The following is a 13578-nucleotide window of genomic DNA, read 5'->3' as shown; positions in this document are numbered from 1 at the left end:
CTCAAGACCCCTTCGTCATTCTGAACAGCGAGGCACGAGCGTGATTCAGAATCTATGACTAGCGTGCTCGGGTTGTTGAAAATAGGTTTTGGCTTCAAAGCCAGTTACAAATGCGTGTTACAAAAAAGGTTGGCGATATTGCCAACCTTTTTTATTAGTACTTACTTCAGCACCTTATTCATCTTCTCGCCGAGTAATTCAAGACGCCAGCCTTGCATCACATCCGGTAGACGCGCTGGGTCGCGGTCTTTCTTCCATACCCAACTGATGATTTGGTTGATCTGCTTTTTAGACGCCAAGAACTCGGTTGCCAAGCCTGATTTTTGCGACGCTACCTTCACCACATCCTTCATGTTCTTGAAGATTTGCTTGTAGCCTGGGTAATCCATCAAACGTTCGATTTTTGCTGGGTAGTCATCGGCTGGTGTTTGCTTCGCTTGCTTCACAATACCCGCAATTCGTGCACCGTGGCGGTTAATCGCACGAATGTCGATGCCTTCCGCTTCCATCTTCTTAAAGCCAGTCAAACCAAGACGAGCCACCGTCAGCAAATCACCTTCTTTGAAGATGAAGTTCAGTGCTAGGTCACGCTTAATCGCTTCGCGGTAACGCCAAGTTGCCAATGGCTTAAGAATCGCAAGTTCAGCCGGTCTTAGCTGCCATGCGCCTTTAATGTCTAGGTAGGCGTTTTCTTCGTTCACGTTGCGAATACGTTTTGATACCAGTAAGTCGCTCTCTTGCTGAACCGCTTCCCACCAGCCCGCTTCGTTCACTTTATCTAACAGCTTCTCGTAAAGAGGCATTAGGTAGTGCACGTCGGCCGCGGCGTAATCAAGCTGCTTTTGAGTCAGTGGACGCGCCATCCAGTCGGTGCGAGATTCGCTCTTGTCTAGCTCGACGCCAAGGTATTCTTCCACCAGCGTAGCGAAGCCCGTCGACAGGCCGTGACCTAGGAAAGCGGCCATCAACTGCGTATCCACCATTGGGAATGGTGTACAACCAAAGGCATTTTGGAAGACTTCTAAATCTTCACCACACGCGTGCAGTACTTTTAGCACTGAGGTGTCTTTTAGCAACTCGACGAACGACGTCATGTCGGTCAGTTCGGTCGGGTCGATAAGGGAAAGTTGTTTGCCATCGAAAAGCTGAATCAAACCTAGCTGCGGATAGTAAGTCCTGATTCGCACGAATTCGGTATCCAGCATAACTACGTCGGCTTCTCTTGCTAGAGCGCAGACTTCTTCTAGGTCTTTGTTTTTCGTAATGATCTGATAGTTCACATGCTTCTCGCTATAAAAAAATGCCAGCAAAACGCTGGCATTCTAACACTATTTGGCAATAAATGATTGTTGCACAAAGAAATCCGCTTATGCGCTCTTCTTCGCTAGCTCTGCGTCGTTCTCTTCACGCAGTACGCGACGAAGGATCTTACCTACGTTGGTCTTAGGTAGATCTTCACGGAACTCAACCAACTTAGGCACTTTGTAGCCAGTTAGGTGTTGGCGACAGTGTGCAATCACTTCGTCTTTGGTTAGGCTCGGATCGCGTTTTACAACGTAGATCTTCACCAACTCGCCAGAAACTTCGTGAGGCTGACCGATTGCCGCGACTTCTAGCACTTTACCGTGCAGTGCAACTACGTCTTCGATTTCGTTCGGGTAAACGTTGAAGCCAGACACAAGAATCATGTCTTTCTTGCGGTCGACGATGTGTAGGAAGCCTTCATCATCAAACTTAACGATGTCACCCGTTGATAGCCAACCGTCTTCGTTGATCACTTCTTTGGTCGCTTCTGGGCGCTGCCAGTAACCTTGCATCACTTGAGGACCGCGAACTTGAAGCTCACCTGTCTCAGTATTTGCTAGTGCGTTACCTTCTTCATCAACAATACGTACTTCTGTTGATGGCACAGGCAGGCCGATAGAACCGTTGTATTCCACTAGGTCGTGCGGGTAAGCCGCCACCAATGGAGAACATTCTGTTAGACCGTAACCTTCTAGTAGGTAACAGCCTGTGGTCTTTTGCCATTTTTCAGCGACAGCACGTTGCACTGCCATACCACCACCTACTGCTAGGCGAAGGTTGCTGAAATCTAGCTCATGGAAATCTTCGTTGTTCACTAGCGCGTTAAACAGCGTGTTTACACCGGTAATCGCAGTGAACTGGTATTTTTGCAGTTCTTTCACAAAGCCCGGAATATCACGCGGGTTAGTGATAAGCAGGTTGTTGCCACCCATTTCAACGAACAGTAGACAGTTCACCGTCAGCGCGAATACGTGGTAAAGCGGCAGTGCTGTCACAACAAGCTCGCGTCCTGGTGCCAAAACTGGACCATAAGCGCCTTTCGCCTGCATTACGTTGGCGATCATGTTGCGGTGTGTCAGGATTGCGCCTTTCGCTACGCCCGTTGTACCACCAGTGTACTGTAGGAATGCAATATCATCACCAGACATAAATGGTTTCACGTACTGAAGACGACGACCTTTGTGCAGCGCTTTACGCATTGAGATTGCACCCGGTAGATCGTACTTAGGCACCATGCCCTTCACGTACTTAACCACGAAGTCGACAAGCGTACCTTTTGCACGTGGCAACATTTGACCAAGACTGGTCAGAACCACGTGTTTCACTGGCGTGTTTTCTACGATTTGCTCTAGCGTGTTCGCGAAGTTAGAAACGATAACGATCGCCGTTGCGCCAGCATCGTTTAGCTGATGCTCAAGCTCACGAGGAGTGTAAAGTGGGTTCACGTTCACAGCGATACAGCCTGCACGCAAAATACCAAATAGCGCGACAGGGTATTGAAGCAGGTTTGGCATCATAAGAGCAACGCGGTCACCCTTCTTCAGCTTAAGTTCATTTTGTAGGTATGCGGCGAATGCGCGGCTACGCTCTTCCAATTTGCGGAAGGTCATGACCGAGCCCATGTTCATGAATGCCGGTTGGTCTGCGTATTTTTGAACAGACTGCTCGAACATTTCTACCAAAGACTCATATTGCTCTGGATTGATGGTTTCAGGTACGTCACTTGGATAACGTGAAAGCCATGGTTTATCCACGATGTTACTCCTCGTTTATAACTGGCTAAAAAATAGCGTCCTTTTTATTTTGAGCACTATTACAGCACAGCAAACGTGCTTGAGCACGTAACTCTCAAACACTTGTTTAAATTTTGTTAACTACACCAAGAATTCGCTTTGCCACCTCGAGTGTTTGCTCTAAATGACAATGGTGACCACCCGCGACAGAAACCACATTCGGTGGATTTTCGCCCCAATCGACTTGGTTAGACTGTAAATGCTGAAATCCTTTGTCACCCAAAATGATCAGGTGCGGACAGCGTATTTGGCTGGTGATCGAGTTCGCGTGGTCCTGTGCCATGCGGTAAAGAGAATCGCACTTTAATTTGGCATCGTGTCGCCAAAACCATTGGTTCTCGCGACATTCAGTTCCGCGTTCTACGATTGGCATCAACTGCTCGGCGGTCAGGTGATTCGCTTGCATGCGTAGCTTTAACGCCAGATCGAAAGAAGCGATAGCTCGCTCCGGTTTGTTGCGTTGACGTTGTCGGCTAAGGACACCATCACGCAGTCGTTTCACGCTATTGGAAGGCTGTTCTGCGAGTGGACCCGCTCCTTCAATTTGCACTAACGCTTCGACCTGTTCAGGAAAGGCAGCACTATAGCAACTTGCGATTAATGCGCCTAGTGAATGACCTACTAACACCAGTCTGTTTGGCGATAATTCATCCAATAATTGGTATAAATCAGCAATATAGTCGTGGAAGGGGTAGTAATTGTCTGAGGATTTATGGCTGGATAAGCCATGACCAAATAGGTCAATTGCTAGTAAATGAAGATCAGGATTGCACTGATGGATGGCGTTCATCAAGGTTTTGAAGCTGCCCGCGTTATCCATCCACCCATGAAGAAAAACGACTGAACAAGCAGCCGTTTTTTCGTTTCCGATCTCTAAGGCTGCCATGCTCCCATTTGGGAGTGCAAAACGGCGCTCATTCATCACAGATTATTTAACCTTCTTGATCACCTTGCCGTCTTGCGGGAAATCTGAACGCATCATACGGCAGTTAATGGAGTAACAAGGGTAGTAATAGGTTGGCGTGTCGTACATACGTACGCGCTCTTCAATCTTCCATAGGCGGTAGCCATCGCCTTTGATCGCAGGGAAGATGTATTGGTGCTCACCAATTTTGCCTTCTTCTTCGCCCACGCCTTTACCAACAACGGTAATAAGTCGGCCTTGGCTAAACGCAACCGGCTCTAGGTAACCATCAAAGTACACTGCGAAGCGACCCGTTGGTTCTTGGTCGATGTCTGGCTTGCCTGATTTGCTGATTGGTAGGTTTACAATCTCCAGACGCGTTTGGTCTTTCAAGTTATCCACTTTCGCGATAACACCACCAAGACGGACATCATTAGCAGCCTGTCCTTGGTCTTCAGCAAAGGCTTTGTAATCCGTCAAAACCTGCTCGGTGCTTGCATTCAGCTCTTCAGGAAGAGAACTACAGGCAGAAAGCCCGAATGCCGCGATAATAACCAGAAAAATACGTCCAGAAAGTTTCATAAACCCCCACTATAAATTCGTTGTTTTACACATAGATATCGACACCAAGTAACTGAGCAAGTTCCTCTTTCTTCGCTCGATTCATGACGTCCATATACTGTTCCATTGCTTTGCGAGCATGACCCTCGGGCAAATCATATTGCACTTGAGCGCGATGAATCTGAGACTCATCCACTTGCTTAATGGAATGCGCGACGGCGTTCGCCACCTTAGAAGGTTGACCAACGGGCTGCTTATCTTGAGCTTTCTTTACCTGCCCTTTTTTACCGACTTTATTGGTGCGATTTGCACCCGGTATTAACGCAGGAGGTAAACCATTGACAGACGCCATAACGCTCCATAAAAATACAGGGCGAATGCCCTGCACTTTGTCAAATCATTGAAAGTCCGATTATTCGCGACCCGGAAGTTTCTTCCACGTCACATTATCACGCAGATAAACCGGGCTCGATTCTTCTACTGGGACTGTGTTGCCTTTCTTAAGTTCCTGCTCAGCAAGAATCACAATGTCTTGCGAATCAGGGTAAAGCACATCACCGCTCGTTAAGTTGAATGGCAGTTTGCCAAGATCTTCTTGGTAAGCATCCCAACCAGTACCCGCTTTAGTCCACGTTTTGTCGTCTGCTTGTGCTTCTTCCGATAGACGCGCTGGTGGAATAACACATTCTGCATCGACACCAGCCCATTCACCGTTTTCTTGGCGAGTGTAACGTGCCCAGTAAACTTCACTCATACGCGCATCAATCGCAACCGCGACATCCGTTGCACCGTGCAGACGGTAGCTTGCTTGTGCCATCGCAGCCAGCGTTGAAACGCCAATCATTGGTAAGTCAGCACCAAACGCCAAACCTTGCGCGATACCAATACCGATACGAACGCCAGTAAAGCTGCCCGGACCACGACCAAACGCCAATGCGTCTAGATCTTGTAGAGTCAGGCCCGCTTCTTTCAGTACTTCGTCTACCATAGGCAGTACTTTCTTAGTGTGGTCACGAGGAGCCACTTCACTGCGTGAAATCACTCGGTCATTAACCAGTAGCGCAACTGAACAGTTCTCAGTTGCCGTATCGATAGCAAGAATTTTTGCGCTCATGTAACTCTCTACAATTCTTCTTTAATTTATTGATGCCACAGCGCATTAGTCTGCGGCAGGTTGTTCTGTTTTTAGAAATGTTTTGATTCGTTCCAAATCCCGTGTTCTTGGGATTGGCGGTAAACTGCCGAGGAAGATGCCACCGTAATCACGCGTTACCAAACGGTTGTCGCAAATGATCAAGGCACCATGGTCTTTTTGGTCTCGAATCAAACGTCCTACACCCTGCTTTAACGTGATAACCGCATCTGGGATTTGCACTTCTGCAAACGGCTCACCGCCACGTAATCGACAATCTTCGATTCGGGCTTTGAGCAGCGGGTCATCAGGGGCAGTAAACGGTAATTTGTCGATGATAACACAGCTCAGCGCATCACCTCTAACATCGATCCCCTCCCAGAATGCCCCCGTCGCCACCAGCAATGCATTACCTAGCTCCATAAACTCGGCAAGGGTCTTTTGTTTGCTCATTTCGCCTTGCATTAGCACTGGCAAATCCAGCACTTCACGAAAGCGTTCACCAAGCTCACGCATCATGCTGTGCGAAGTACACAGAAAGAAACAACGCCCGTCGTTTTCTTCAATTACAGGCGCAAGCATTCGCACCAGTTTGTCGGCTAAGCCTGGGCTGTTTGGCTCTGGTAAATAACGAGGCACACATAGGCGCGCTTGCTTCTCGTAATCGAACGGAGATGGCAACGAAAACTGCTGCTTCGGCTTCAATCCAAGACGGTCGGTAAAGTGTTTAAAGTCACCCGAAACCGCTAGGGTTGCTGAGGTAAAAATCCACGCGCCTTGTTTGATTTCGATTTGCTCATGGAATTTATCTGCAACCGAAAGCGGCGTAATGTGCAGAGCAAAATGACGGGGAGATGTGTCGTACCAGTATGAGTAACCAGTAATATCGACATCACAAACGCGATCAATTCGTCCTTTGATCAGGTTGGCACGCTCAAAGGCGGTATCCAGCAATTGGCTTCGACCTAGCGCCAGTTTCAATACGTCAATCGCCAAATCTAAACTATCGGTTAAACGCACCAACTCACGCTTGATCGATTCCGACTGCAGCGCTTCACGCCAGTTTCCACGAAAGCCCGGTTCACCGAGCACGATGCGCATATCCATTGCACTTTGCATCAGCTTATCACCGACTTTTTGTAGCTGGCGCATGTCTTTTGCTTCAGTGCGGTAAGCAATCTCAATGTCTTTGGCGAGCTCTTGGATCTGACGGCTAGAGATCGATTGTCCGAAGTATTCGCTGGCAATGTCTGGAAGCTGGTGAGCTTCGTCGAAGATGAACACGTCAGCCTCTGGGATCAACTCACCAAAGCCGGTTTCTTTGATCGCGAGGTCTGCAAGGAACAAGTGGTGGTTGACGACAACAATGTCCGAATCCATTGCGCGTTTGCGTGCTTTTAGGACGAAACAATCAGTGTAGCTCGGACACTCTTTACCCAGGCAGTTATCGTTGGTGGAGGTAATGGTTGGGATGATCATGCTGTCTTCTGGCAGATCATCACAGTCACCTAAATCGCCCGTTTTGGTTTCAGACGACCAAGTGCGAACCTTCACCAATTGGGTCAACAATGTTGGATCGGCTTCATTAGTATGGCTCTCGACCATTTGTCGGCTTAGACGATCCAAACATAGGTAATTGGAGCGCCCTTTTAGTAGCGCGACTTGTCCATAAAAGCCCAAAGCATTGACCATCAACGGTAGGTCACGGTGATACAACTGCTCTTGTAGGTTCTTCGACCCGGTACTGATGATGACTTTTTTGCCGCTCAAGAGCGCAGGCACAAGGTAAGCGAAGGTCTTACCCGTTCCCGTTCCGGCTTCTACCACCAGCTGAGTTTGGTCTTTGATCGCACTGCTGACGGCTTCTGCCATATCGATTTGTGGCTGGCGAGCTTGAAAGCCCGGAATGGCTTTGCCTAAAGCGCCCTCAGAGGAGAATGTTTTTGCGATCATGCCTGACATCTGGTTGGAAAAATTGCCGTGAGTATATCAGGAGTTGAGCGTAAACATCAGCCAACAAAAGCACTAGGTTTTAGCATCGCGCGGATAATTTGTTGAAACCGCGCCGAGAATAGATTATTTATGAAGTCAGATTGCAGTACGATTCACGCTTCTGACGTGACCCTTTTATTCGTACTCTAGAAAAATAATGCATGGAAGTATCTGATTTATGGAAAAGAAAACACTGTTAACCCATTGTTCTGACGCACCGGGTTTGATCTCAAAAATCACCAATATCTGTTATAAGCATCAGCTGAATATCGTTCATAATAACGAGTTTGTTGATAACACCAGTGGGCACTTTTTCATGAGAACCGAGTTGGAGGGTTACTTCAACGATCAAACGCTACTCGCCGATTTAGACCAAGCGCTGCCACAAGGTGCAAAACGTAAACTTATTAGCTCTCGCCGTAAACGCATCGTCATCCTAGTAACCAAAGAAGCGCACTGTTTAGGTGATATTCTGATGAAGACTTACGATGGCAGCTTAGATGTTGAAATTGCTGCGGTTGTTGGTAACTACGACAAACTTCAAACACTCACTGAACGTTTTGATATCCCTTACCATCACGTGACTCACGAAGATCTTAGCCGTGAAGAGCACGAGCAGAAGATGCTTGAAGTGATTGATCAATATGATGCCGATTACCTTGTACTGGCGAAGTACATGCGTGTTCTCACTCCAACTTTCGTAGAGAAATACCGTCACAAGATCATCAATATCCACCACAGCTTCTTACCCGCGTTTATCGGTGCGAAACCGTACCAACAAGCTTACGATCGCGGTGTGAAGATCATCGGTGCTACGGCGCACTTCGTGACAAATGACTTGGATGAAGGTCCAATCATCAAGCAGGACGTTATTCCAGTGGATCACACGTTCAGCGCACAAGATATGGCGCAAGCAGGTCGCGATGTAGAGAAGAACGTATTGAGCAAGGCTTTGAATAAAGTGATCAATGACCACGTATTTGTCTACGGCAATAAGACGGTTATTCTGTAATTACTTCTCTCTTTTTACAATTTCACTATGAATAAACCCGCCTAATCGGCGGGTTTATTTTTCAGCAGTATCTTCCGCAATAAATCCCAAGAATCACTCCCCTATCTTCTATCTTTTCATTCTCTTTCAGCTATTTACTCGAGTAATAACTCTATCTATAATTCATTCTCATTTTTATAAAATCACTTTAATATTACGGAATTAAAATGAAAAAAACGTTAGTGGCTTTTCTGATTGGGCTGACTTTGCCAGCAACCACAATCGCAGATACTCTTAAGCCTGTTAAGAATGATGTATCCACTCGCATTATCGGCGGTGAGCCAGCCAATACTTCTGACTGGAAGTTTATTGCTTCACTGGTACGTAAAGGACAGCCAGCATCTATTGGTCACTTCTGTGGCGGTAGTTTCCTTGGTGGAAAATACGTATTAACTGCTGCGCACTGCGTAGAAGACCTCAATGCGGACGATCTGGATATCGTTCTTGGTCTTTATGACAAAAACAGAGAGTCTCAAGCACAGCGCATCGCCGTTAAAAATATCTATTCACATGATGCATATAACAGCAAAACAACGAACAATGACATGGCTCTTATTGAGTTGGAACGCAGTGTCGACAGCGCGACTATTGCTCTTGCAACGCCAGAAGTTCTAGCTAACGTACGCGCAGGAGATAAAGTACATGTCGCAGGATGGGGAAACACCTCTACGACAGGAAGGGAATTTCCGGCTGTTTTACAACAAGTTGATTTAGAGTATGTGGATCGAGAGACCTGCCAAAACCTAGAAGGAAATTACGCCAACGTATCAGATGATGGCATCTGTGCGGGATACTATTGGGGAGGAAAAGATAGCTGCCAAGGAGATAGCGGCGGTCCACTCATCGTTGATGATAACGGTATCAACAAATTGCTAGGCGTGGTCAGCTGGGGGGATGGATGTGCTCAGCCAAACGCTTATGGTGTTTACGCCAACGTCGCTCATTTTCAACACAATGGATGGATAGATAGTCATCGCAATACTATCAGCTTCACTCAGTATCGAGATCTTCGTTTCGTTGAGCGAAAAGCGCAGCAAGAGACCTTTACTATTCGTAATGACGATACTATCCCATTCAACATCTACCAAAGCACAATATCATACGGAAGTACCATCGAGAAAAGCACTTGTACTGGTACCTTAAAGCCTTCGCAAAGCTGTCAAATTACCGTCGGCTACCAACCTAGCTATTCGGAATCAGCAACAACGATTGAGCTCTTTACCGATCATCCGAAACTGTCCAAACTCACAACAACTTTCGAGTATTCAGGTGTAGATAAAGCAAGCAGATCAGTGCGTAATGCCATTCCGCTAGCAGACGCAAATGTTTATACCGGTCAAAACGCTTGGACGGCTGAAAATGGTGAACTGCAATCAGCGGATATGGGAGCTTATCCTGGTGTATCTGAGCTGGTTTTGACCGATCTTCCGAAGGGCAAACTTACCATGGATCTCAAAGTAATGTCCGATGGTTTTGATTACTTTGCAATCTTTGTTAATGGTCAAGTTAGCTATGTCACCAGCCAACTCCTCGCTTATGAAGAGCTCCAGATCGATCTGTACAAAACATCGAATACAATAGCGTTTGCATACCTCAAACAACCGAATTCGAGTGGTATTTACAGCGCGCAAGCAGTTATTCGTAATATAAATATGTCAGTCAGCACAGATAATACGGGCGATACTGGCAACACTGGTACCAACTTTAATAAAAAGTCTAGTTCAGGCGGCAGTTTATCTATTGGCCTACTGATGTTAATGGCTGCAGGTTCATTCGTACGACGCAAAAAAAGGTAACGAGATGAAGCATAGACTCAAGATATTCCTACTTGGTTTGGGCACTACCAGTTTAACTGCATGTTCAGCAAACGCAGGACTGCAAACAAACCAGACGTCTGAGCACCAAGCAATGATGGTAGAAGCTTATAGGACAAGTGAGAGTCAAATTTCATTTATCACAGAGTCTAACGGCTGCAGTGAAAACGAGGACTTTAGCCTAAAAATAGAGCAAAGCTCACAGACAGAGGCTCTTATCACTATCGTTAGAGACAAGGCGGATCATTGTAAAAGAATGCCGTTTGCCAAAACTTTTACACTGCCTCTAGATGAAGAGTTGCAAGGCAAAAAGCTTTCCATTACAAACCCAAAAAGCAAGTCACTGACTAAATAATAGTTAGCATGCAAAAGGGAGCCTCGGCTCCCTTTTTACTTCCAACAACTAAGCAACTCTCACTCTAGCGTTTACGACTGCTCAGACTCAACAATACGCTTGAGTGAATGCGGGTGCAGCTTGATACAAATGCCTTGATACTTAAACGCCACCGTTGGGTTATTCAAGCGTTCGCCTTCCCCTTTCGGGCTCGATAGTTTGATCTTCACACCCAGCTCTTCCAACTCGTCAAAACGCGCGCCAAACGCTGGGTAAGTGTGTTTCAAATCAGCAAGAAACTCGTCTGCGGTTTCGGCATGAGATGGAATCACGAACTCCACATGCTCCCAACTTTCGCTTGGGTAGATTTTGCCTTCCGCAGGGTATGGCAGCTCCAAACACTCTATCTTCCAGCCACGGCTTTCTAACGCTTTGTCGAATTCAATAACAATAATCGGGCGACCGTTGATTTTCGCTTGTGAAATCACCTTACCGTATTGATTCCATGCTTCATGCGCAGCTTTTGCGGTATCAGTATCGTTAATACGCAACGCAATATGGTCAGCTTGAGCAAAGCTCAGATCCAGTTTTAACAGGGATGCAAGCTCTTCAATCTTCGCCATAAATGCATCCAGATCTTGGATCATCAATTCAGGCGCTAGGCGTTTTTCAACTAGTTGAGTCGTCATTGTGGCTCTCTTTTGGGGCGATTTATCTCATTACTCTGAGCGCAATAGTAAACGCAAACCAAGCCTCATTTCCATTCAATCGAAAAAGTATAAATTTCCCCAATTCCTCTCTGTATGAAAAGCAATAAAGTTGTTATCATTAGCCCCATTTTTGTGAACTCCAGCAGAACTTGGCACTTACTTCGCCGAGTTCTTCGTCCTTGAATTGAAGGAAACGCGTGTGAATATCCAAGCACTTATTAATGACAAAGTATCTCAGGCTCTAGAAGCCGCTGGCGCACCTGCAGGCAGTCCTGCGGCGGTACGCCAATCAGCAAAGCCACAATTTGGTGACTACCAAGCAAACGGCGTAATGGGCGTTGCTAAAAAACTGGGTACTAACCCACGAGAATTTGCACAGAAAGTACTGGATGTTCTAGACCTAGACGGTATTGCGAGCAAGACAGAAATCGCAGGTCCTGGTTTCATCAACATTTTCCTAAGCGAAGAGTTCCTAGCAAAACAAGCGGAAGCAGCACTGGCTGATTCACGTCTTGGCGTTGCAGCAGACGAAGCTCAAACTATCGTTGCTGACTACTCTGCACCAAACGTTGCGAAAGAAATGCACGTTGGTCACCTACGTTCAACCATCATCGGTGATGCAGTAGTACGTACTCTTGAGTTCCTAGGTCACAAAGTGATCCGTGCGAACCACATCGGCGACTGGGGTACTCAGTTCGGTATGCTTATCGCAAACCTTGAGCGTGTACAACAAGAGTCTGGCGAAGTTTCTATGGAGCTAGCTGACCTTGAAGGCTTCTACCGTGAGTCTAAGAAACTGTACGATGAAGACGAAGAATTCGCAGTGAAAGCACGTAACTACGTTGTGAAACTGCAAAGCGGCGACGAGTTCTGCGCAGAAATGTGGAAGAAGCTGGTTGACGTAACCATGATCCAAAACCAACGTAACTACGATCGTCTAAACGTGTCTCTATCTCGTGATGACGTAATGGGCGAGAGCATGTACAACGACATGCTACCTAAGATCGTAGCAGACCTTAAAGCACAAGGTCTTGCGGTTGAAGATGACGGCGCGCAAGTTGTGTTCCTTGAAGAATTCAAGAACAAAGACGGCGAAGCGATGGGCGTTATCGTTCAGAAACGCGACGGCGGCTTCCTATACACAACAACGGACATCGCATGTGCGAAATACCGTTACGAAGAACTAGGCGCGGACCGCGTACTTTACTTCATCGACTCTCGTCAGCACCAACACCTAATGCAAGCTTGGACTATCGTTCGTAAAGCGGGTTACGTGCCAGAGTCAGTATCTCTTGAGCACCACGCGTTCGGTATGATGCTAGGTAAAGACGGTAAGCCATTCAAGACTCGTGCAGGTGGTACGGTTCGTCTTGCTGATCTTCTTGATGAAGCAGAAGTTCGTGCAGCACAGCTGATCGAATCTAAGAACCCAGAACTAGCAGAAGACGAGAAGAAAGCGATCGCTAACACAGTTGCAATGGCAGCGGTTAAATACGCAGACCTTTCTAAGCACCGTACCACGGACTACGTGTTCGATTGGGACAACATGCTAGCGTTCGAAGGTAACACTGCACCATACATGCAATACGCATACACTCGCGTAGCATCTGTATTCGCTAAAGCTGGCGTTTCTATGGATGATCTACAAGGTGAAATTAAGATCACTGACGAGAAAGAAAAAGCGCTTATCGCAAAACTTATGCAGTTCGAAGAAGCGGTTCAATCTGTTGCTCGCGAAGGTCAACCACACATCATGTGTAGCTACCTATTCGAACTAGCAGGTCAATTCTCTAGCTTCTACGAAGCGTGCCCTATCCTAGTTGCTGAAGATGAAGCAGTGAAACAAAGCCGTCTAAAACTAGCAGCCCTAACAGCGAAGACCATCAAGCAAGGTCTATCTCTACTAGGCATTGATACTCTAGAGCGGATGTAAGCGATTCGAGAATCGAGAATCGAGAATCGAGAATCGAGAATCGAGACGA

The 13578-nt window shown here is 46.9% G+C and carries 12 protein-coding genes; 4 read left to right on the top strand and 8 right to left on the bottom strand.

Annotation, left to right across the window (positions count from 1 at the left end):
- Positions 1-161 precede the first annotated feature (161 nt).
- The 7 genes from rnd to GXP65_RS22255 form a co-directional block, all read right to left on the bottom strand.
- A complete protein-coding gene (rnd, locus tag GXP65_RS22285; protein ID WP_045370502.1) occupies positions 162-1280 on the bottom strand; it encodes a ribonuclease D in 1119 nt (372 codons plus the stop codon).
- An 87-nt stretch (positions 1281-1367) separates the two neighbouring features.
- A complete protein-coding gene (gene fadD, locus GXP65_RS22280; protein ID WP_012127281.1) occupies positions 1368-3059 on the bottom strand; it encodes a long-chain-fatty-acid--CoA ligase FadD in 1692 nt (563 codons plus the stop codon).
- A 106-nt stretch (positions 3060-3165) separates the two neighbouring features.
- Entirely contained in the window at positions 3166-4020 is an 855-nt protein-coding gene (locus tag GXP65_RS22275) for an alpha/beta hydrolase (protein WP_162093765.1), read from the bottom strand.
- A 6-nt stretch (positions 4021-4026) separates the two neighbouring features.
- Positions 4027-4584, bottom strand: a complete 558-nt coding sequence (locus tag GXP65_RS22270; RefSeq protein WP_162093763.1) for a Slp family lipoprotein — start codon at positions 4582-4584, stop codon at positions 4027-4029.
- Positions 4585-4609: 25 nt separating this feature from the next.
- On the bottom strand, positions 4610-4915 hold the full coding sequence (locus GXP65_RS22265; RefSeq protein ID WP_162093762.1) for a chromosome partitioning protein ParA: 306 nt from the start codon (positions 4913-4915) through the stop codon (positions 4610-4612).
- 60 nt (positions 4916-4975) lie between these two features.
- Positions 4976-5677 carry a tRNA (adenosine(37)-N6)-threonylcarbamoyltransferase complex dimerization subunit type 1 TsaB gene (gene tsaB / locus GXP65_RS22260; RefSeq protein ID WP_045377693.1) on the bottom strand — a complete coding sequence of 234 codons (702 nt, stop codon included), beginning with the start codon at positions 5675-5677 and terminating at the stop codon, positions 4976-4978.
- A gap of 45 nt (positions 5678-5722) precedes the next feature.
- Positions 5723-7648, bottom strand: coding sequence for an ATP-dependent DNA helicase (locus tag GXP65_RS22255; RefSeq protein WP_045398685.1), 1926 nt, complete (start codon positions 7646-7648; stop codon positions 5723-5725).
- A 217-nt stretch (positions 7649-7865) separates the two neighbouring features.
- On the opposite strand from GXP65_RS22255, the gene purU reads away from it, so the two are divergent.
- The 3 genes from purU (at position 7866) to GXP65_RS22240 (ending at position 10907) form a co-directional block, all read left to right on the top strand.
- Positions 7866-8699 (top strand): formyltetrahydrofolate deformylase, encoded by an 834-nt coding sequence (purU, locus tag GXP65_RS22250; protein ID WP_005428723.1) that lies wholly within the window; start codon positions 7866-7868, stop codon positions 8697-8699.
- A 206-nt stretch (positions 8700-8905) separates the two neighbouring features.
- Positions 8906-10534, top strand: a complete 1629-nt coding sequence (locus GXP65_RS22245; RefSeq protein ID WP_162093761.1) for a serine protease — start codon at positions 8906-8908, stop codon at positions 10532-10534.
- Positions 10535-10538: 4 nt separating this feature from the next.
- The gene (locus GXP65_RS22240) at positions 10539-10907 is read left to right on the top strand and encodes a hypothetical protein (protein ID WP_162093760.1); all 369 of its coding nucleotides are present in this window, start codon (positions 10539-10541) and stop codon (positions 10905-10907) included.
- A gap of 71 nt (positions 10908-10978) precedes the next feature.
- On the opposite strand, the gene GXP65_RS22235 is transcribed toward GXP65_RS22240, so the two are convergent.
- Complete coding sequence (locus tag GXP65_RS22235) at positions 10979-11575, bottom strand: VOC family protein (protein WP_162093759.1); 597 nt, start codon at positions 11573-11575, stop codon at positions 10979-10981.
- 220 nt (positions 11576-11795) lie between these two features.
- On the opposite strand from GXP65_RS22235, the gene argS reads away from it, so the two are divergent.
- The gene (gene argS, locus GXP65_RS22230; protein WP_005446437.1) at positions 11796-13529 is read left to right on the top strand and encodes an arginine--tRNA ligase; all 1734 of its coding nucleotides are present in this window, start codon (positions 11796-11798) and stop codon (positions 13527-13529) included.
- Positions 13530-13578: the final 49 nt, after the last annotated feature.

Source organism: Vibrio sp. LB10LO1 (assembly GCF_010092875.1).
Taxonomy (GTDB): Bacteria; Pseudomonadota; Gammaproteobacteria; order Enterobacterales; family Vibrionaceae; genus Vibrio; species Vibrio campbellii.
The sequence above is the reverse complement of the archived record's forward strand: the minus strand, read 5'-3'. Positions and strand labels throughout refer to the sequence as shown.